This is a genomic window from Acetobacter nitrogenifigens DSM 23921 = NBRC 105050, assembly GCF_000429165.1.
GTDB classification, from domain to species: Bacteria; Pseudomonadota; Alphaproteobacteria; order Acetobacterales; family Acetobacteraceae; genus Acetobacter; species Acetobacter nitrogenifigens.
This window is the reverse complement of sequence record NZ_AUBI01000010.1, coordinates 100007-120441: the sequence shown is the minus strand read 5'-3', so window position 1 is coordinate 120441 and position 20435 is coordinate 100007. Positions and strand designations below refer to the sequence as shown.

Genomic DNA, 20435 nt, shown 5'->3' with positions numbered 1-20435 from the left:
ATGCGACACGATACAGCCGAAGCCGGAGAAGTGGTCGCTGGCGAAGACGGCGTGGTCGAGATGGCGGGGCAACCAGTTGTCCCGCCGCCGCCTGTCTATCCTGAGGACGATAAAGTGGAGCGGGCGGCGGAAGTCGCCCAGCAGCAACGCGTGCATGCGGCGGTGCGCCGGGTGCAACTCGGCCTGACGCAGGTCTGTCTGCTGATTCTCACGATTCTTGCCGTTCTTTACACCCTGCGTTTCGCTGCATCGATCGTGCTGCCCATGGTGCTGGCCATGGTCACAAATCTGATGCTCGGTACGCCAATGCGCGTCATCACCCGCTGGACGCGTCTGCCGCGTATGATCGTCGCGTTTTTCATGATCCTGCTGACATTTTGCCTGATTGTCGCAGTCTGCGCGGCGGTCTCCGTTCCGGCCGCCGGTTGGCTGGCGCGCGCACCCGAAGGGCTGGTCGCCGCCGAGCAAAAGCTTGCGGTGCTGCGTATGCCCATACGCCTTGCGGAGAATGCGGCTCTCCGGATGCAGACGCTGCTTGGAGGCGGCCACGTCCAGTCGGCGGCGACGCCGGCGTCGCCGGGATTGAGCCAGTTCGGCTCGTCTCTGTTGCTCGGCACGCGGGCCTTCATGGGGCAGATGTTCACCTTTTTTGTCATGCTCTTCTTCCTGCTGGCGCAGGGAGACAGCCTGATGCGACGCTTTGTCGAGATCATGCCGACTTTCGCCGACAAGCGGCGCGCGATCCAGATCGCATCGCACGTCGAACGAAACATCTCGCTTTATCTCGCGACCATCACGATGATGAACGCGCTCGTGGGGCTGGCCAATTTCGCGCAGTGCTGGCTGGTCGGGATGCCTAACCCGTTCTTGTGGGGCGTCGTGGCTTTTGCTCTGAACTATATTCCGATTATCGGGCCGTTATCGGGTATGGTGATCTACCTGTTCGTCGGGCTTTTCGCGTATCCCACGGCGCTGCATGCGCTTGTCGCCCCGGCGGTCTATCTCGGCATCCACCTGCTGGAAGGCGAGACCATAACGCCATTGCTGCTGGCCAAACGGTTTACGCTGAATCCTGTTCTTGTGATGGCGTCGCTGATGTTCTGGGACTGGATGTGGGGCATCGCGGGTGCGTTCCTGTCTGTCCCGATGCTGGCGGTGCTGAAGATCGTCTGCGACCATGTGGACGCCCTGACGCCGATTGGCCACATACTCGGCGGACCAGGGCGGCGGTTGAGGCGGTAGCCGTCTTGCAAGATCCGCCGCGGTATCAAAGGACTTTTAGCTGGTCAGTTCAGGTGGACAGTATCTTGTCGCCGATGGCCAGCCAGCCTGCCTGCTCACGAATCAGGGCTTGGACATTGTAGCTGCCGAAAATACGCGTCAAACCGCGACGTTTGAACAACTCCCTGACTACGTCTGAGGCCGGGGTGGAAACTCCACGCAGGGTTCCTCGGCGCAGAGCGCCATGTTGTTCCTCGAATGCAAGCCAATGGAGACCTGCGGCCGCTGCGAAGCATGCGTGTCCAAAGCAAAGCTTGACCCCTGTTGCGGCGCTCGCTCCCGTAACGGTGGACGCCATTGCGGCATAGGAGCCGACATGGCCTGCGATCAGGCCGGTCGGAACTACCGAACCGCCGAGTTTTAATGCGCGTACGCCCAGTTTCCCGGCTTTCATGCGAACGACCACATCGCACCACTCGACCAACATTTGCTCGCAATCCGCAGGGAGGCCCCTTGCTATCTGATGGAGTTTGACCAGGTGGATAAAGGTCGTGAGGCTGGAATTCAGATGGCGGGTCCCACTGCCTACGTTGACGCCGTGCGTTCCCAGCGAGCCGATGGCCCCGCCTAGCCCGAGCAGATCGCCTCCCAAACTCTTTCGCTTGCGGTTGTTAAGATATTCTAAAGTGACGCGGTTCCCGCTAGACAGTGCGCGGTTGTCGTCCAGCAGGGGGTTGGCGGGTAGGCTGGCCGTTTGCGTCGCGCTGTATGCGCTGGAGAGCGCGTCCAGTCCGTTGCCAGTGATTCCTGCGCCCGTTTGCACGGGCGCTCCGCCACCGACAATTGCCCAGGCTATGTCCGATGCGGCGATAAGCTTCGCCTGAGTATCGAATTTTCCGGCTCCGACCTTTCCTGCGGCGTCGAGGGCTCTGGCGTGGCGAATTTCGGCGCTACCGGCTGGGGTGCGAGTTGATGCGTTTGAGGCGCCACTCTGCATCCCTTGCGCGCCGCTTTGGGGCGAATTGGCCATTGCCGTTTTCGCTGCGGCCGGGGCCAAAGGGTTTGGGCTTCCGGTTCCGGTGGCGCCTGATCGCGGTGCACCAGACGGAGTGGAACGGAATGTGCGCTGCGACATGGACATTGGGGCGGGAGGGGCTGGTCGGACCATGCGCTTTGAACTCACTGTTGGCGGACGTGGTGACGTCCTGTCAGGGTGAGCCATTCATTGGTCGGGTAACAATAAAAAAGAGGGCGCTGAGGCCCAGGAAATGGTTTCAACCGAAACAAAACGCCCAGAAACGGAGGTTACTCCCTGCGAAGCACCTGATCGTTCAGGAAGGAGGAAAGCTTTCCCGCCGTGAAATCCTTTTTGAGCGCCACTTCGTCATAATGGTGCTCCACCCAGTCAAGAAACGGAATTCGCCCCTCGGCCTCGGCGCGATATCGCATGAAGAACGCGTCGAGAATGCCCGTGCGAGACCGGTTGAAATGCCCGTAACGCCAGGAAAGCTGCTTCAGCGCCTGAGTAGCGGTCCCGCCTTCGAAGAGGATCACCAGCCCGGAGGCGAGTCCCGCTCGGTCAGCGCCGGATTTGCAGTGCATCAGTATGGGGAAGGCTATGCTGCGATACAGCGAAGCGAAGCGCAGGATGCGATCCCGGTGCGGGGCGCCGCGGCTCTCAAAGGCCATGTCAACGTGGTTCAGGCCGATCTGCTTCGCCGCGTCGCGTGACAGTGCGTCTGAGCCGCAGCGGCGGTGGCCGCGCAGGTTCACGAGCGTTTTCAGATCGAAGCGCCGCGTCGCGGCGGCCAAACGGCGCGGGGTCGGGTGGTTGCAGCGATACACCTTGCCGGGAATGACTGCGTGGAAATTGGTCCAGACCAGTCGAAATACGGCGTGGTCCACAAACAGGCTGTCGGTCCATGCCTGACGGCGGCCCCTCGTCGTAGCGAGGCTTCCCTGAAACACGCAATCGCTCCCGGCGGTTAAGGGACTGATTATAGGGCGTGCGCGCAGTCGATGTCCAACACACGGCAATACCGTTGCGGAAACGTAAGATGACCGAACAATCAATTGAGAAAAGCCGCTGAGGCGCGAAAATGAAAGGCGGAAATCTTTCGTAGAAAAAAGTTTATGTAACGGTGTGTCTCTGCGGCAACTGCAACGGAAACGTCACACACAGGCGAGGATGGGCTGTTTATCAGGACCGCGCCTTCAGCAAGCGGCGTCCGTTGGTCCGCCAATGCTGCCAACGTGTCAGGATGAGGTTTCATTTCGTAATGATGTGAAAATGTTCTGACGCAACGGAACTTATCCTTCCAGCCCTCAGGATCGACATGGCTTCAGTTTTGTCCCGCCTTCTCGCAACCAGCATGCTTGTGGTCGTCGCCGCACCTGTTTCGCTCGCCTATGGGGCGTCGACAGCTGCGGTCGGCGGAACGACCGTGCGGCACGATGCGGGGCGCCGCAGCACGGAGGACCGACCATCCATGATGGGCGCCACGGCGCCGACGGACACGGCTCAGGAAGAACGCGTGACGGTACAGGGATCACGTCACAGCCAGATCGCCGCAGGCCTGATGATCAAGGAAGACGCGCCGAAATCCCGATCGACCGTCACTCAGGCCTTCATCGCGCACCAAAATCCCGCCAGCAATCCGATGCAGCTGATCTCCCTGCTGCCCGGCGTGAACACCACCTCGCTCGATCCGTTGGGTCTCAGCAGCGGCTACATGTCGATGCGCGGCCTTACGCAGGATCAGGTCGGTTATACGCTTGAGGGGTTCCCGCTCAACGATATTGGTAATTACGCTATTTATCCGCAGGAAATCACGGATGCCGAAAACCTGCGCACCATCAATGTGGAGCAGGGATCAGCTGATCTCGACAGCCCGCATATCAGCGCAACAGGCGGCGCCGTCGACATGTATCTGCTGAATCCGAAGGAGAAATTCGGCGGGACGGTGGACGCGTCATACGGCAGCTATAACTCGCGGCGCATTTTCGGTCGCGTCGACACGGGGCGGGTCGGAAACTCCAACGTCAAGGGTTTCGTGTCGTTCTCGTATGCCGCTGAGGATTCGTGGCGCGGCCCAGGCGGTCAGAACAAGATGCACGGAGAGACGAAGTGGGTCGACGAATGGGGTAAAGGCAACGTCATTTCCTTTACCTTGGTGGGCAATCACGCCACCAGCACGCTCTTTCCATCAACCCACATGTCTGACTGGAATGCGAAGGGCATACACAACGCTTATTCTGGAACATGGGATCCAAAAAACCCGAGCAGCGATTATTACGAGCTGCATAGAAATCCGTTCACCAATATCTATGCCTCGGCTCCGTCAACTTTCACGCTCTCCGACCACATCAAGCTCACGGAGACTCCGTATTTCTGGTACGGCGACGGCAATGGCGGCGGCGCCTATTCCGAAAATCTTCAGAACTTTCAGTGGGGAACGCAGAGTTATACGGGAAGCGTCGGTTCATACAATGCTTCCAACGTGGATCAGGCGTTCGGCAATACGGGCAAGAACAAAGGCAATATCCTTCTCTACAACCCGTCGAACACCCAGACCTATCGCCCCGGCGCCGTTACGAAGGTCACCATCACGACGGGCGTCAATCGCCTGATGCTGGGGTACTGGTTTGAATACTCGAAGCAATTCCAGACCGGTCCGTACAGCCTGATAAATTACGCGACGGGAAAGCCTCTCGATATGCTTGGCGGTGGCCAGAACCTTGTCCTGTCCAACGGTGACACGGCCCAGTATCGCGACACGCTCACGCAGACCCGCATTCACACGCTGTTCATTGCCGACAGCCTGTCTCTGCTGAATAACCGTCTGAACATCGAAGCGGGTTTGAAATATACTTTTGTGGGCCGTCAGGGGCATAATTTCCTGCCAGACACCTCGACCGGTCCTTATATCAACCAGTCGTGGCAAGAACCGCTGCCCGCCGCCTCGATCCGTTACAAGATCAACGCGGAAAATCAGCTTTTTGCTTCCGTGACGACGAATTTCCGAATTCCGATGAACGTGTCGCTGTACGATTCCGGTGCGTATTACAAGGGTAGCGGATATTCGACGCATGCCAACCCGAACATGCGTCCCGAGGTCTCCATCTCAGAAGAACTCGGCTGGCGCTATCAGGGGCCTCTGGTCATGAGCTCCCTGACCTATTTTCATTACAACTTCACGAACCGACTCTACAGCCAGACCGTTCAGTTGCCCGGTGGAAACTATTACAGCCGTTCCTTCAACGGCGGCGGGATGCACGCAGACGGGCTGGATTTCGAAATCGGCACGCGCCCGATTTTCTACCATATACGACCATATTTTTCCGCCGAATACGTGCACGCGATCACGGACAGCAATATCGCGGCGTCTGGAGGCATCACGGATTACGTTCGCTCGAAAGGAAAATACGCACCCCAGACGCCAGCCTATCAGTTCGGGTTTAACCTCAGCTACGACGATGGCCATTTGTTCGGCGACTATAGCCTGAAATATGTCGCCCGCCAGTATTCGACGTTCAACAACGATCAGCATATTCCCAGCTACGTGCTGATGAACATTGATGTCGGATACCACTTTCCTGACATGGGACGCTTCAAGTCTCCGACAATCCGCCTGAACCTGCAAAATATCGCCAATAACCACTACCTGGGCTATGCAAGTGGCGTACAGGCGAACGCCACGTCCGTGAAGGGCGTATTTGGATCGACGCTTAAAGGCTCCGCTCCGACTTATGGAATCGCGGCTCCGTTTGCTGCGCTCGCCACAGCCAGCGTAGATTTCTGATAAGTGCGGGGAGGGGAGTTTTCCTCCCCGATATGCGCGTATTTCAGAAAATGTGATGCATTGATTGGTGTAAACGGAAAAGTGGAGAGTCGTGTCACGTTCCGGCTGTCCACGCTGCCGAGGCGTGCTACGTCGTAGATCGCTGGCCGACAATGTGGCTGCCCAACGCGGGCGCCACGCCTACTCGCCGATCGCCGGCGTCGGAACTCCCCGTAGTCCGATCTTCATCCGTGGCTGTCCGGGAATGACAACCCAGTCTCCAGAAAAATGGATTTTTCCAACATAGTTTTTACTTTTCCACGCCACTGCGCATGTGTCGGCGTCAACGACATAAAGCGCGCCTTCGCTGCCAGAATATGTCGGGACGTAGAGATAATGACCGCCGACAAGAGCAAGCGGTTTTTCAATCAGGCTGACCTCGTCGTTGACGACGCAATGGCTGCCGCCACGGGTCGTTATCTCAATAGGCCCTTCCCAGGTGCGCGGCGCTTTCGGGTCGTCGGTTTCGCCGAGCGCGATCGTATAGGAGCCAGCGGAAATTTGAGAATCGACTGGACTCAGTGTGGTGACGGTTGCCGCGCCGTTGGCGTGGGCCACGACAGGGGCGTAAAACAGAAAAAAGGTCAGTATTTTTTTCATGGTTTCATTGCCAGAGCGGGAACGAAGCGCGCGAAGTATTCCACATTTTTTAAGTCCGCCCGTTTCCACGCGAAGTTCAGCCCCTTGTTCTTGTAACCTGTGCCGCCAAGCCTTCCCCAATACCCCATGGCGTCGCCGTGGTTGCTCTTCCCCGGAATCACGATGACGACATGGCCATGGCCGCTTTCCTGTAACCCGGCGACCACCAGATATCCTTGTGCAGAAAGAAGCGACGCCCTGGCATGGTCATGATTGAGTTTGGTCCACATGCCGTCCTGCCGCCAGGCGTCGACCAGTTGATTGGCCAGTCCAGTCATGGGAACGCCAAGGTCTTTGGCTACGGCGCGAACAAATCCGCTACAATCAGATTTGTGGGCCTCCCAGCGTTTCTCTGCAATCGCGATGATCGGGTAATGCTCGTTCATATATCGTCTCTAAAAGTTGTCTGATGACGATAACGAACACAGAGTTTGCAAATCAATGTTACATTTGAGCGTTTGTTTACTTTTTTAGATTTCCGCCCACCGAAATGGACGACTCAACTCCCGATCGGGAGTGCAGCCAACAAAAAACGCCGGAGGCTGATCCAGCCACCGGCGTTTTCCGTTACCGCCCAGAAGTGTGGAATCAGAGCTTGCGCTCGACCTGCATCTCCTTGATCCGGCCAATGGCCTTCGCAGGGTTCAGACCCTTCGGGCATGTCTGCGTGCAGTTCATGATCGTGCGGCACGCATACAGCTTGAAGGTGTCTTCCAGCGAGTCCAGACGTTCGCCCGTGTGCTCGTCGCGGCTGTCCGCGATCCAGCGATACGCGGCGAGCAGGGTGGCCGGGCCGAGGTAACGGTCGCCGTTCCACCAGTAGGACGGGCAGGACGTGGTGCAGCAGAAGCACAGGATGCACTCCCACATGCCGTCCAGCTTCGCGCGCTCCTCGATCGACTGGCGGCGCTCGCCGTCCGGCGGCGGGGCGCTGTCGCTCTGCATCCACGGCTCGATGGAACGAAGCTGTGCATAGGCGCCGTCGAGGTTCGAGACCAGATCCTTGACGATCGGCATATGCGGCAGCGGGTTCACCGCGACGTCGCCCTTCACGTCCTGGATCGGCTTCAGGCAGGCGAGGGTGTTCTCGCCATCGATGTTCATCGCGCAGGATCCGCAGATGCCTTCGCGGCAGGAGCGCCGGAAAGTCAGTGTCGGGTCGATGTCGTTCTTGATGTGGATCAGCGCGTCCAGCACCATCGGTCCGATGGCGTCCAGATCGACTTCATAGGTGTCCATCACCGGATTCCGGTCGTCGTCCGGCGTCCAGCGGTAGATCTTGAAGCTTTTAACGTTCGTGGCTCCGGCGGGAGCGGGGAAAAACTGTCCCTTGCCCACCGTGCTGTTTCGCGGAAGTGTCAGTTCGACCATGTTCAGCCTCCCTCGTTCGTCCGATTATACGGCGGGTTAGTAGACGCGCTTCTTCGGCGGGAAGACCTCGGCCTCGTCGGTCAGGGTCTTCATGTGGACCGGGCGATACGTCATCGTCGTCTCACCCTTGTCATTCAGCCACGACACGCTGTGCTTCATCCAGTTCTTGTCGTCGCGATCCTCGAAATCGTCGCGCGCGTGGGCGCCGCGGCTTTCGTGACGGACTAGCCCGCTTTCCAGCGTCACCGTGGCGTTGGCGAGCAGGTTGTCGAACTCCAGCGCTTCCATCAGGTCGCTGTTCCAGATCAGCGAGCGGTCGGAAATCGACATGTCGCTGGAGCCTTTCCAGATCTCCTGAATCTTGTCGCAACCTTCCTTCAGGCTGTCCTCGGTGCGGAACACCGCAGCGTGGGCCTGCATGTCGCGTTGCAGACGGTCGCGCAGTTCGGAGACATGCGTGCCGCCCTTGGCGTTGCGCACCTTGTCGAGACGGTCGAGCGCGAACTCGCCGGCGCCAGCGGGCAGGGGGCGCACGAAATCGTTCGGCTTGATGATCTCGGCGGCGCGGCGCGCTGCGGCGCGGCCGAAGACGATCAGGTCGAGCAGGGAGTTCGTGCCCAGACGGTTTGCGCCATGGACGGACACGCAGGCCGCTTCGCCCACAGCCATCAGGCCCGGCACGACAGCGTCAGGGTTGTCATCCGTCGGGCGAACCACCTCGCCATGAATGTTCGTCGGGATGCCGCCCATGTTGTAGTGAACGGTCGGCAGAACCGGCACCGGCTCCTTCGTCACGTCGACGCCCGCGAAGACGCGCGACGTCTCGATGATGCCCGGCAGACGCTCATGCAGCAGGTCGGACCCAAGATGCTCGAGATGCATCATGATGTGGTCCTGCTTCGCGCCGCAGCCGCGACCCTCGTTGATCTCGACGGTCATGGCGCGCGACACGACGTCGCGGGAGGCCAGATCCTTCGCCGTCGGCGCGTAACGCTCCATGAAGCGCTCGCCTTCGGAGTTGGTCAGGTACGCGCCCTCGCCACGGCAGCCTTCGGTCAGAAGGCAGCCCGCCGGATAAATGCCGGTCGGATGGAACTGCACGAACTCCATGTCCTGCGTCGGCAGGCCCGCGCGCATCGCCATGCCGCCGCCGTCGCCGGTGCAGGTATGAGCGGAGGTGCACGACAGGTAGGCGCGGCCGTAGCCGCCGGTGGCGAGAACGACCGTCTTCGCGTTGAAGCGATGCATCGTGCCGTCGTCCAGGCACCACGCCATCACGCCGCGACACGCGCCTTCGTCGTCCATGATCAGGTCGACGGCGAAATATTCGACGAAGAACTCGACGTTATGCTTCAGGCACTGCTGATACAGCGTGTGCAGGATCGCATGGCCAGTACGGTCGGCGGCGGCGCAGGCGCGGGGAACCGGCGCCTTGCCGTATTCGCTCATGTGGCCGCCGAACGGGCGCTGGTAGATTTTGCCGTCTTCGGTGCGGGAGAACGGCACGCCGAAATGCTCAAGCTCGTGGACCGCCGGAACGGCTTCACGGCACATGTATTCAATGGCGTCCTGGTCGCCCAGCCAGTCCGACCCCTTCACGGTGTCGTACATGTGCCAGCGCCAGTTGTCCGGCTGCATGTTGCCCAGCGAGGCGCCGATGCCGCCCTGCGCTGCGACAGTATGGCTGCGCGTGGGGAAAACCTTGGTGACGCAGGCGGTGGAAAGTCCCGCGGCGCCCATGCCGAGGGTGGCGCGAAGGCCGGAGCCCCCGGCGCCGACGACGACCACGTCATAGGCGTGATCGACGATCCGGTAGGCTCCCCGCGAGGGAGAGGAAATAGCGTTCATTACGACGGCGCTCCCGTTGTCTTGCGACCAGTCAGAGTACTGCGAAAGCCGACGCGCGCCCGCTTGCGGGCGGCCCGGCGCGATACGGTCAGGACCGCGAGGAGGATTTGCCCAGCGCGAGCTTCAGCACGGCGATGACGCCGAGCAGCCCGACGAGCCAGGTTCCAAAGCGGACCAGCAGCTTGGTCGGAAGATGAGCCTTCCCGTGAACGTAATCGTCGACGATCACCTGCAGGCCGACTTCGGCGTGGTAGAAGCTGGAGATGACCAGCGCCGCGAGCATCGTGGCGTTGACGGGCTTGCCGCCCCATTTCGTCACGTCTTCGTAATCAGCGCCGCCAAGGCGAAACATCTGGACGACGAACCAGCCGGAAAGAGGCAGCAACGTCGCAGCGGACACGCGTTCCGCGATCCAGTGCGCGGTGCCGGAATGTCCCGAGCCCAGGCCGCGCGCGCGGCCGAGCTGGGAGCGCATCACTTCGTGACGCGGTGAAACCGAAGCATCCATTGAATCAGATCCCCTTCGCCTTGGCGCGTCGACTGGCGCGGACGCCGGACACGCAGAGCAGGGCGGCGGCCAGCGTCAGGCCGAATCCCGCGATCACGCCGACGGCGACAGGGCCGTCTTCGTTGAGTTCCTGCTTGTCGTAACGATGGCCCGCATCCCAGATGAAGTGGCGCAGCCCGCCGACCGTGTGCCAGACCAGAGACAGAATCCAGCCTGCAAGCACGACCTGTCCCAGGGGATTTCCGGTCACCTTACGCGCCGTGGCGAAGGACTTCGGCCCGCTCGCAAGCGACGCCAGCCACGCCACGCCGAGCGCGGAGCCGGCCGTCGCCGCGACGCCGGTGATTCGGTTGGAGATCGACAGAAACATCGACAAACGCATCTTGTAGACCTGAAGATGCGGCGACATTGGTCGTCTGATTAGAGTGCCGTCGCTACGGCTCCCGACATAAAGCGCTTCCCGGACATCCTGCATCGTCGCCTTCCCGCGTCGTTACACATGAACGCCGGTTAATAAACCGACGTCGTTGTGGAATCGGTCCTACGCCGCAGGATTTCGGGGGTCAATTCGGGAGGGGGACACGAGACCGAGAGGAGCCGCGCGGCAATCAGGCGCGTAAACCCGCAGGGTGGCCGGAGGTGTGACTCCGATTAACGCTCCTGAAGGCGCCTCGCTCTGGCTCGCCGGGAGCGAGGCGCATCCGGGGAGGGCGGCACCCCCCCGCGCGTGATCAGGCGGCCTTGTCGAGCAGACCCAGCGCCACCATGGTTTCGGCTATCTGCACTGCGTTCAACGCAGCGCCTTTGCGAAGGTTGTCGGACACGCACCAGAAGGCCAGTCCGTTCGGCACCGTCGGATCGATTCGCAGGCGAGACACATAGCTCGCGTCCTCGCCCACGCATTCGATTGGCGTCACATAGCCGCCGTCCTCGTGCTGATCCATCAGCACCACGCCCTCGGCTTCGCGTAGCGCTTCGCGGGCGCGCTCAAGATCGACCGGCTCATCGAATTCCACTGCGATGGCTTCTGAATGACCGATGAAAACCGGCACACGGACGCAGGTGGCGAGAACGGCGATGTCGGGATCGAGAATCTTGCGGGTTTCGACCGTCATCTTCCATTCCTCCTTGGTCGAGCCGTCATCCATGAAACGGTCGATCTGGGGAATGCAGTTGAACGCGATCTGCTTCTGGAACTGTTCGATCTTCGGCGGATCGCCGACGAAGCTGCCCTTGGTCTGGGCGAAAAGTTCGTCCATCCCGTCCTTGCCCGCGCCGGCGACTGCCTGGTACGTGGCGACGACCACGCGCTTGATCGTGAACAGGTCGTGCAGGGGCTTCAGCGCCACCACCATCTGGATGGTCGAGCAGTTCGGGTTCGCGACGATCCCGCGCTTCGCTTTGCGCAGGGCCTGCGGATTCACCTCCGGCACCACCAGCGGCACGTCCGGCTCCATACGGAAATGGGACGTGTTGTCGATCACGATGCAACCGGCTTTGGCGGCGCGGGGGGCGTGCACGGCGGACACCGAAGCGCCGGGGGAGAACAGGGCGACGTCCCAGCCTGAGAAATCGAACGTCTCAAGGTTCGCGACCTTCAGCGTGCGGTCGCCGAACGAGACTTCACGCCCGGTCGAACGCGGGGAGGCGAGGGCCACGATTTCGTCAACAGGGAACTTCCGCTCCGCCAGCGTTTTGAGCAGTTCGCGCCCCACCGCTCCGGTGGCGCCGACAACCGCTACCCGATACCCCATCGTCCTGTTTCCCTTCTCTCCACGCGTTGCGCCGCCGGGCGTTGTATTCCCGGCAGCGCTGGCATGTTTCGCGTTGACCGTCACGCGGATTTGCTCGTGACACCTAGAGCAAATTGGGGTCGGCTGAAAAGCAGGCAAGCCCTGTTCGCCGCTGGCGATAAGACGCTGCCAGCCAAATTCCAAGGCAAAAGCTGGTCCGACCGAGCGACCGGCGACGATCCCGCGCGCCAGATACGGCGCGGGACGGTATTTCGGAGGAACGCTTTATGGCTACCGCCCGTACGATTTCTTCACTCGCGCGCACGGATCGACCGGTCGCGCCGTCTGGCCGGAAGCCGGCGCCCGACTGTACGCTGGTTATTTTTGGCGCGCACGGAGATCTGACGAAACGTCTGCTGACGCCCGCGCTCTACGACCTCAAGGTCGCCGGATTATTGTCCGACGGCTTCAGAATTGTCGGCGTCGACATGGCTGACGATACGCTCGAAGGCTGGATCGAGGGGCTGACGGAGATGATGGAGGCGTTCACGAAGGACGCCGCAGGCGAATTCTACACGCCGTCCCTCAATGAAGAGGCATGGACATGGCTCAAGGAACGCCTGAGCTACGAGCGTCTGGACTTCACGAATCCTGACGAACTGAAAAAACTGTCCGCGCATATCGACAGCAACGCGGTGTTCTACCTCGCCATACCCTCCCGGTTCTTCGCCCCGGCGGTCGATGCGCTGGGCGCGTCGGGCCTCACGAAGGAGCCGGAGGGAGGTTTCCGGCGCATCGCGATTGAAAAGCCGTTCGGAACGGACCTCCAGTCCGCGCAGGAACTGAACCGGCGGATTCTCGACGTCGTCAAGGAACAGCAGATTTTCCGGATCGATCACTTCCTGGGAAAGGAGACGGTCCAGAACATTCTCGCCATGCGCTTTGGCAACGTCCTGTTCGAGCCGTTATGGCATCGCGACTACATCGATAACGTTCAGATCACCGCCGCCGAAACGGTCAATGTCGAAAGCCGGGGATCGTTCTACGAAGGGACAGGCGCGTTGCGCGATATGGTGCCGAACCATCTGTTTCAGATGCTCGCCATGGTCGCTATGGAGCCGCCCGCCAGTTTCGCCGCCGAGAAGGTCCGCACGTCGAAGCAGACGCTGTTCGAATCCATCCTGCCGGTAAAGCCGGAAGACGTGGTGCGCGGCCAGTACACGAAGGGCGAGGTGAAGGGGAAGTCTGTTCCGTCGTATCGCGACGCCGACGGCGTCGCGAGCGACAGCGTGACCGAGACCTATGTCGCCATGAAGCTGGAGATCCAGAATTGGCGCTGGGCGGGCGTCCCGTTCTACCTGCGCACCGGCAAGGCGCTGTCGAACCGGCGCACCGAGATCGTCGTCGAATTCCGTCGACCGCCCCTTACGCTATTTCCTTCGGCCGACACGCATGCCCCGCCGCCGAACCGAATCGTTCTGAATGTGCAGCCGACGCAGGGGGTCACTCTCTGTTTCGCCGCGAAAAAACCGGGTCCGGAGATGCGGTTGTCGGACGTCGAGGCCCGTTTCAGGTATCCGGATTTCTTCAATCGCGAGCCGAACGTAGGGTACGAGACGCTGCTGTATGACTGTCTGTGCGGCGATGCGACGCTGTTTCAGCGGGCGGATAATATCGACGTGGCGTGGAGTTCGGTCGAGCCTGTGCTCGAATCCTGGCGCAGCGAGAAGACAGCTCCGGAGCTTTACGAGGCAGGTACGGCTGGCCCGGCTGGCGCCGACGAGTTGCTGGCGCGCGACGGGCGTGAGTGGAGCCCGATAGACCAGAAGAGCTAGCGGGCGGTAAAAGAAGGCATCAGCGTCGCCGTGACGGATCGATATCCAGTCGGCGCCGCTTTCCTGCCGCATTGCCCGTCGATGCTGGCGCGTGGCCCGGCGTAAGCGTTTTGCCGGGCCTGAGTTTTAAAAGGGAAATCCCATGAACGTTCGTCGTTTCCGAGGCGCTTTCGCTACGCTGGTCGTCTCGCTGGCTGGCGTGTCCAGCCTGCCCGCCGCGCACGCCCAGTCCTTCGGCGGCATTCTGCAGGGCGCAGCGCAGGGAGCGGCCCAGGGCGCCGTCAGCCAGGGCACGTCCTCTCTGACAAACCGCATGGGCGGCGCAAGCTCGCTCCTCAATGGCAGCCTGCCGAACCTGTCCTCGGTCAGCTCCAGCAACCTGACCGGCGTCCTCGGCTACTGCGTGCAGAACAACCTGATCAGCAGCCAGAGCGCATCCTCGACCCTCAACTCGCTGAGCGGCCAGTCGGCGATCACGGGCGGCAGCGGCTATTCTGCGGGTCAGCAGGGGCTGTTGCAGGTCGGAAACGGCAACCAGCTTTCGCTGAACAGCCTGAACCAGAGCGCGAAAAGCGCCCTGTGCCAGCAGGTCATGCAGCGCTCGCAGTCGCTGCTCTGACCCTCTGTTTCCGCGCACCGTCCTCCATAAGGCTGGACGGTGCGTGCTTATTCGCCGGGCGGGCGGAAGGCCGCAGGCTCAGACTGCGTGCTTTATGGCGACGCCGGACCGGGTTCGGTTTTCCGAATGGCTAAAAAGCAATCGCCCGGGCAGCTACTACGTAGGCTGCGTGGCAGGCTTCCTGCGCAGAGTATCTATCGCGGCTCAAGGCTGCACTGGATGCGGCGTCAATGCAGGGCGCGCCTGGATCGCGTGGCCAATTACGTCAGAAATTCCGACGCCCTGCCAGGGCAATTTCTTCAAACGCCCGACAAGTTTTGTCTGATTGAAAGTGTTTCTGCTGCGGCAGGGACTTCTTGTGACGCTGCGAGCGTAGCGACCACGTCCCGAGCGTAGATGGACTCAGCATGTGCTGACGGGCCATGCTCGCTTGCGCCGGATGACGCCTGAAAGCGGAGCCGGATCAGGCGGAAGTTCCGCCCGATCTCGTCTGGACTCAAATGAAGACAGGCGAACCTGTCAGAGTTTCTCGACCTGCGCGTATTCCAGATCGACAGGCGTCGAGCGACCGAAGATGGAGACGCTGACTTTCAGGCGGCCCTTCTCTTCGTCGATTTCCTCGACCACGCCGTTGAACGACGTGAACGGGCCATCGGCGACGCGGATCTGCTCGCCGATCTCGAAGGAGACAGCCGCGCGAGGACGCTCCACGCCTTCCTGCGCCTGCTTCATGATCCGCTCGGCTTCAGCCTCGGGGATCGGAGAGGGGCGGGTCTTGGTGCCAAGGAAGCCGGTGACCTTGGGGGTGTCCTTGACCAGATGCCAGCTCTCGTCGGTCAGTTCCATCTTGACCAGCACATAGCCGGGAAAGAACTTCCGCTCGGAGTTGACTTTCTGTCCCCGGCGAACCTCAACCACGTCTTCCGACGGGACCAGCACCTGATCGATGTGATCGGCGAGGCCTTTCTGGGCCGCCTGCTCCATGATGTGGCTGGCGATTTTTTTCTCAAAGCCCGAATAGACGTGGACCACGTACCAACGCTTGGCCATTTCGGTCTTCTAGCCTCCCAGCCCGAAAAGCTCGCGAACGCCCAGACCTATGAGCTGGTCGACCACGAAAAAGAAAATGGAAGTGAGCGAGGCCATGGCGAGAACGGCGCCAGTCGTCACAAGCGTCGCACGCCGGGACGGCCACGTGACCCTCTTGGCCTCGGCTTCCACATCCCGCAGGAAATTCACCGGACTGACAGACACGAATGACCCTTCATTGAGAGAGTTCGGACCCTGGCGCGCCGCATCCGCAGCGCCTTTCGCCATTAGTCCCGGACGCATGCGGCGTCGGAAAACCGACCCCGCCCGCGCCACTGTCGCACAAGCCGAAGGGAAAACCCACCGGATGTCTGGTCGGGAAGGTCTGGCAGGGGTGGAGGGTCTCGAACCCCCAACCTCCGGTTTTGGAGACCGGCGCTCTAGCCAATTGAGCTACACCCCTGCGGAACCGCCCTGCGGATGACGCGCGGTGGAAGAAAACCTCCCTCGTCCGTCAACCAGGCTAACCCGGCGCAGGCGGCGGAACAGAATATGTCGGGCGTTTAAAGTCAAGAGGGGGGAGGGCGATAACCACGAAACACCTGAAGAAAAATCGTCAGGCGCTTACGAATTGGGAAAGATTTCCGCTCACGCTCGTCTCGAATCGGCGTTTGCGAATCACGACGATTAGGGGGCGTCGGGATTATACGTCGCAACCGTCGGGCGAAGCCTTGCGAACGAGCGGGTTGTGCAGTAATGGGGCTCCAGACGCGGGCGTAGCATAGTGGTAATGCAGTAGCCTTCCAAGCTTCTGAGGAGGGTTCGATTCCCTTCGCCCGCTCCATCTTCCCTTCCGATCCCGTCAAAACAAGCATCTGCCGCGACGCGTCCTCGCGTCCAGCATTGCGTGCTTTCGGCCCTTCGTCGAAGGCGCGGACGGTGGCCGCTGAGAGATTCGGGCGAGCATGAACGGCGCAGGCAAGGCAGTTTCCAGGAACCTCGTCCTTGTGGCGTGTTCTCTCAGTCTGGCCCTCGTGATGATGGACGTCACCATCGTCAACGTCGTGCTGCCTTCGGTGCGGCGGTCCCTGAGCGCAAGCATCTCCGAACTGCAATGGTTCGTCGACGCCTATTCCCTCGTCGTCGCGGGTGGGTTGATGACGGCTGGTTCGCTGGCCGATCGAATCGGGCGCAAGCGGGTGTTTCTCACTGGAATTATCATGTTTGGCGCGGGTTCGGCCCTGTGCGGCGGCGCGGGTTCCATGTCCTCCCTCATTCTGGCGCGCGCCATGCAGGGCGTCGGCGGGGCGATGCTGAATCCGGTGGCGCTGTCGATCATCGCCAATGTCTTCGTCGAGCCGAAGGAGCGCGCCCGCGCTATCGGCGTCTGGGGGATGACGTCCGGGGCCGCTTTGGCGCTCGGACCGATGGTGGGCGGCTTCGTCAGCGAATTCATCGGCTGGCGCGCCGTTTTCTGGATCAATCTGCCGATCGGGCTGATCGCCCTGTTGATGACGATTCGCTTTGTGCCTGAGTCGCGCGCGCCTGTGTCCCCGCCGCTCGATCCCTTCGGTCAGGCCGCGATCGCGGCCGCCGTCGTTGCGTTGTCTGCGGCGTTGATACAGGGGCCGGACGTCGGCTGGGGGAGCCCTCTGGTGCTGGCGTTGAGCGGATTTTTCCTCGTGTCGGTTGTCGGTTTTGTCGTGATCGAAACCCGACAGCTCCGGCCAATGCTCGATTTTCGCTTTTTTCGGTCGCTGCCGTTCTCTCTCGCCACTGTGGCGGCCGTTATGTGTTTTGCGGTTTTTTCCGCCCTGCTGTTCCTCAACACGATCTATCTGCAGGACGTGCGGGGGCTTTCTCCCGCGAGGGCAGGGATCAGGCTGATGCCTTTTGCGCTTTCGGTGATGATCTGCGCGCCCTTGGCGGGGCGTCTGATCGCAGCCAGAGGTTCGCGCGCGCCCTTCCTTCTTGCGTCTTTGGGGCTGACGTCCGGTGCGGCTTTGCTAACCGAACTGAGTGCTGACACACCTGACTGGTTGCTGACCATAGCGTATGCGGTCGCCGGGTGTGGTTTCGGGATGTGCAACGCGCCGATCACCAACGCAGCCGTGTCCGGAATGCCGCGATCGCGAGCCGGAGTGGCGGCTGCGGTTGCGTCGACCAGTCGCCAGATCGGCGCCGCTCTGGGGGTCGCCATCGCTGGAACCGTGCGCAGCGGCGCCCACGTCGACTCAGGAGCGGACCCTGCGGCGGCCTTCCTTGCTGCGACGCATCCGGTCTGGTGGCTGTCTGTCGGGCTTGGAATCGCTATCGGCGTCTGCGGGTTCATTGCGACCGGAAAACGCGCGCGCGACTCGGCGCTTCGGGTGGCCAGCGCGTTCGACGCGCACGACCGGCCGGGCTGACGCCGCCGCTTCGCCGGCCCCGAAGCGCTCGATGGTGAGGATTTTCTCCCCGTGCGCTGTATGGATAAATTGTCATTAAGGTCCGAAACTGCCGACGCCTTCTGTTGCGCGGCCTGAATCTCCATGCTAGAGGCCGCGCCAACAATGAAAGCGGCCTGGCGTGCGCTTCTGGTCCCGCGACAGTGGACCGAAACGATCTCGCCTGCGAACGCGCCTTGGCAACGCAGAAGGAAAGAGCCTGAAGAGTGGCCACCGCCGTAACGACCGCCCGATCCGCCGTGCGCGCCCCGACTGGGACAGGCGGCGGTCTCGCAGGACGCTATGCGACCGCGCTGTATGAAATCGCCGCAGATCGCTGGAAGCTCGACGAGGTTCTGCCTCAGGTCGACGCCCTGATTCGTCTGATCGACGAAAGCTCAGATCTGCAGCGCGTGCTGGGCGACGCCCGTCTGGATATTCGGGACTCCCGCAAAGCTGTTCTGGCCGTCCTTTCCGCCCAGGGTTTCAGCGAGACACTTTATAATTTCCTCGGCGTCGTGGCCGACAATCGCCGTCTTTCGCGGCTGCGTGAAATTCTGGCGGCTTTTGTTGCGCTCGCTGCCGCGCGTCGCGGCGAGATTGCCGCGGAGGTCGTCAGCGCCCAGCCGCTCACCACCGCGCAGCGCACCCAGCTTCAGGGCAAGCTCGCCGAAGCCGGTTACACGCGCATCGCGCTTCAGGAACGGGTCGACCCCACCATCCTCGGTGGTCTGGTGGTCCAGGTCGGTCCGCGCCTCTATGACAATAGCCTGCAATCCCGCCTTGTCCGCCTGCACTACGCCATGAAGGGAGCCGCGTGATGGAAATCCGTCCCGCCGAGATTTCGGATATCCTCAAGCAGCAGATCGCGTCCTTCGACACGGCGTCCGAGACGGCTGAGACCGGCACGGTTCTGTCCGTCGGCGACGGCATCGCTCGCGTCTATGGCCTGCAGAACGTCATGGCCGGCGAACTGGTCGACTTCCCCGGCGCGGGGCAGAAAGGCATGGCCCTGAACCTCGAGAACGACAACGTCGGCATCGTTATTTTCGGTGGCGATTCGGAAATTCGCGAAGGCGACACGGTCACGCGCTCCGGCGCGGTGGTCGAGGTCCCGGTCGGTCGTGGTCTGCTGGGTCGCGTTGTCGATGCGCTCGGCAACCCCATCGACGGCAAGGGGCCGATCACTGACGTTACGCTGACGCCCGCCGAGGTGAAGGCCCCTGGCATCATGCCGCGTCAGTCCGTTGGCGAGCCGATGCAGACCGGCATCAAGGCGATTGACGCGCTGGTTCCGATCGGGCGCGGTCAGCGTGAGCTGATCATCGGCGATCGTCAGACCGGCAAGACCGCCATCCTGCTCGACACCATCCTCGCGCAGAAAGAAGTCAATGCGCTGGGCGACGACAAGAAGTCGCTCTACTGCATCTACGTCGCGATCGGTCAGAAGCGCTCCACCGTGGCGCAGCTCGTCCGCACGCTCGAAGAGCGCGGCGCGATGGCGTATTCGATCGTCGTCGCCGCCACGGCGTCCGACCCGGCGCCGATGCAGTATCTGGCTCCCTACGCCGCCTGCGCGATGGGTGAGTTCTTCCGCGACAACGGCATGCACGCCCTGATCTGCTACGACGATCTGTCCAAGCAGGCTGTCGCTTACCGCCAGATGTCGCTGCTGCTGCGCCGTCCGCCAGCTCGCGAAGCTTATCCGGGCGACGTGTTCTACCTGCACTCCCGCCTGCTGGAGCGCGCAGCGAAGATGTCCGACGCCAATGGCGCCGGGTCGCTCACGGCGCTGCCGGTCATCGAGACGCAGGCGGGCGACGTTGCGGCGTACATCCCGACCAACGTGATTTCGATCACTGACGGTCAGATCTTCCTCGAGACCGATCTGTTCTATCGCGGCATTCGCCCGGCGGTGAACGTCGGCGGCTCGGTTTCGCGCGTCGGCTCCGCCGCGCAGATCAAGTCGATGAAGCAGGTCGCGGGCAAGATTAAGCTCGATCTCGCCCAGTATCGCGAAATGGCGGCGTTCGCACAGTTCGCTTCCGATCTGGACCCTGCGACGCAGAAGCAGCTCGCGCGTGGCGCCCGTCTGGTCGAACTGCTGAAGCAGCCGGAATCGTCCCCGCTGTCCGTTGAAGAGCAGGTTGTTCTGCTGTTCGCCGGCACGCGCGGTCTTCTTGATGGAATCGCGGTCGACAAGGTCGTCGCATGGGAAGCGAAGCTTCTCGGCGAGCTGCGTGGCCCGGCGAAGGACGTCATCGACACGCTGCGGGCGGACAAGCAGATCAGCAAGGACAGCGAAGCGAAGCTGGCCGAGCTTCTGACCGACTTCAACAAGCGCTTCGTCGGCTGATCAGGGGCA

18 protein-coding genes and 2 tRNA genes are annotated in these 20435 nt (G+C 61.6%); 8 read left to right on the top strand and 12 right to left on the bottom strand.

What is annotated here, in order from left to right:
* Positions 1 to 1242 (top strand): AI-2E family transporter, encoded by a 1242-nt coding sequence (locus G442_RS22155; RefSeq protein ID WP_246789436.1) that lies wholly within the window; start codon positions 1 to 3, stop codon positions 1240 to 1242.
* A gap of 49 nt (positions 1243 to 1291) precedes the next feature.
* On the opposite strand, the gene G442_RS0112440 is transcribed toward G442_RS22155, so the two are convergent.
* The gene (locus tag G442_RS0112440) at positions 1292 to 2251 is read right to left on the bottom strand and encodes a hypothetical protein (RefSeq protein ID WP_026398260.1); all 960 of its coding nucleotides are present in this window, start codon (positions 2249 to 2251) and stop codon (positions 1292 to 1294) included.
* Positions 2252 to 2526: 275 nt separating this feature from the next.
* A complete protein-coding gene (locus G442_RS0112435; protein WP_026398259.1) occupies positions 2527 to 3189 on the bottom strand; it encodes a protein-tyrosine phosphatase family protein in 663 nt (220 codons plus the stop codon).
* 368 nt (positions 3190 to 3557) lie between these two features.
* On the opposite strand from G442_RS0112435, the gene G442_RS0112430 reads away from it, so the two are divergent.
* Positions 3558 to 6023 carry a TonB-dependent receptor gene (locus tag G442_RS0112430; RefSeq protein WP_026398258.1) on the top strand — a complete coding sequence of 822 codons (2466 nt, stop codon included), beginning with the start codon at positions 3558 to 3560 and terminating at the stop codon, positions 6021 to 6023.
* A gap of 180 nt (positions 6024 to 6203) precedes the next feature.
* Here the strand turns inward: G442_RS0112430 and G442_RS0112425 are convergent, their stop codons facing one another.
* From G442_RS0112425 to G442_RS0112385, 7 genes are all read right to left on the bottom strand, one after another.
* Positions 6204 to 6662, bottom strand: coding sequence for a hypothetical protein (locus tag G442_RS0112425; RefSeq protein WP_026398257.1), 459 nt, complete (start codon positions 6660 to 6662; stop codon positions 6204 to 6206).
* Positions 6659 to 7087: a hypothetical protein gene (locus tag G442_RS23980; RefSeq protein ID WP_051292272.1), complete on the bottom strand. Its 429-nt coding sequence runs from the start codon at positions 7085 to 7087 to the stop codon at positions 6659 to 6661. Before G442_RS23980 ends, G442_RS0112425 begins: the two co-directional genes overlap by 4 nt.
* A gap of 202 nt (positions 7088 to 7289) precedes the next feature.
* Positions 7290 to 8072, bottom strand: a complete 783-nt coding sequence (locus tag G442_RS22145; RefSeq protein ID WP_035376583.1) for a succinate dehydrogenase iron-sulfur subunit — start codon at positions 8070 to 8072, stop codon at positions 7290 to 7292.
* 36 nt (positions 8073 to 8108) lie between these two features.
* Positions 8109 to 9920, bottom strand: a complete 1812-nt coding sequence (sdhA, locus tag G442_RS0112400; protein ID WP_026398255.1) for a succinate dehydrogenase flavoprotein subunit — start codon at positions 9918 to 9920, stop codon at positions 8109 to 8111.
* An 88-nt stretch (positions 9921 to 10008) separates the two neighbouring features.
* A complete protein-coding gene (gene sdhD, locus G442_RS0112395) occupies positions 10009 to 10428 on the bottom strand; it encodes a succinate dehydrogenase, hydrophobic membrane anchor protein (RefSeq protein ID WP_026398254.1) in 420 nt (139 codons plus the stop codon).
* Between the two features lie 4 nt (positions 10429 to 10432).
* The gene (gene sdhC / locus G442_RS0112390; protein WP_026398253.1) at positions 10433 to 10903 is read right to left on the bottom strand and encodes a succinate dehydrogenase, cytochrome b556 subunit; all 471 of its coding nucleotides are present in this window, start codon (positions 10901 to 10903) and stop codon (positions 10433 to 10435) included.
* A 256-nt stretch (positions 10904 to 11159) separates the two neighbouring features.
* Positions 11160 to 12182 (bottom strand): aspartate-semialdehyde dehydrogenase, encoded by a 1023-nt coding sequence (locus G442_RS0112385; protein ID WP_026398252.1) that lies wholly within the window; start codon positions 12180 to 12182, stop codon positions 11160 to 11162.
* A gap of 266 nt (positions 12183 to 12448) precedes the next feature.
* Here G442_RS0112385 and zwf point away from each other — a divergent pair, with 266 nt between their 5' ends.
* On the top strand, positions 12449 to 13996 hold the full coding sequence (gene zwf / locus G442_RS0112380; protein ID WP_026398251.1) for a glucose-6-phosphate dehydrogenase: 1548 nt from the start codon (positions 12449 to 12451) through the stop codon (positions 13994 to 13996).
* 142 nt (positions 13997 to 14138) lie between these two features.
* Positions 14139 to 14615 carry a DUF2501 domain-containing protein gene (locus G442_RS0112375; protein ID WP_035376582.1) on the top strand — a complete coding sequence of 159 codons (477 nt, stop codon included), beginning with the start codon at positions 14139 to 14141 and terminating at the stop codon, positions 14613 to 14615.
* A gap of 519 nt (positions 14616 to 15134) precedes the next feature.
* On the opposite strand, the gene nusG is transcribed toward G442_RS0112375, so the two are convergent.
* From nusG to G442_RS0112360, 3 genes are all read right to left on the bottom strand, one after another.
* Positions 15135 to 15665 (bottom strand): transcription termination/antitermination protein NusG, encoded by a 531-nt coding sequence (gene nusG, locus G442_RS0112370; RefSeq protein ID WP_026398249.1) that lies wholly within the window; start codon positions 15663 to 15665, stop codon positions 15135 to 15137.
* Positions 15666 to 15674: 9 nt separating this feature from the next.
* Positions 15675 to 15869 (bottom strand): preprotein translocase subunit SecE, encoded by a 195-nt coding sequence (secE, locus tag G442_RS0112365; protein ID WP_026398248.1) that lies wholly within the window; start codon positions 15867 to 15869, stop codon positions 15675 to 15677.
* Between the two features lie 161 nt (positions 15870 to 16030).
* Positions 16031 to 16107, bottom strand: a tRNA-Trp gene (locus G442_RS0112360).
* A gap of 307 nt (positions 16108 to 16414) precedes the next feature.
* Between G442_RS0112360 and G442_RS0112355 the strand changes: the two genes are divergently transcribed.
* The 4 genes from G442_RS0112355 to atpA all read left to right on the top strand — a co-directional run bounded on the left by G442_RS0112355 (position 16415) and on the right by atpA (position 20426).
* Positions 16415 to 16488: transfer RNA gene (locus tag G442_RS0112355), tRNA-Gly, on the top strand.
* A gap of 163 nt (positions 16489 to 16651) precedes the next feature.
* Positions 16652 to 18052, top strand: coding sequence for an MFS transporter (locus G442_RS0112350; RefSeq protein WP_307724323.1), 1401 nt, complete (start codon positions 16652 to 16654; stop codon positions 18050 to 18052).
* A 245-nt stretch (positions 18053 to 18297) separates the two neighbouring features.
* Positions 18298 to 18891: a F0F1 ATP synthase subunit delta gene (locus G442_RS0112345; protein ID WP_026398246.1), complete on the top strand. Its 594-nt coding sequence runs from the start codon at positions 18298 to 18300 to the stop codon at positions 18889 to 18891.
* A complete protein-coding gene (gene atpA / locus G442_RS0112340) occupies positions 18891 to 20426 on the top strand; it encodes a F0F1 ATP synthase subunit alpha (protein WP_026398245.1) in 1536 nt (511 codons plus the stop codon). Before G442_RS0112345 ends, atpA begins: the two co-directional genes overlap by 1 nt.
* Positions 20427 to 20435: the final 9 nt, after the last annotated feature.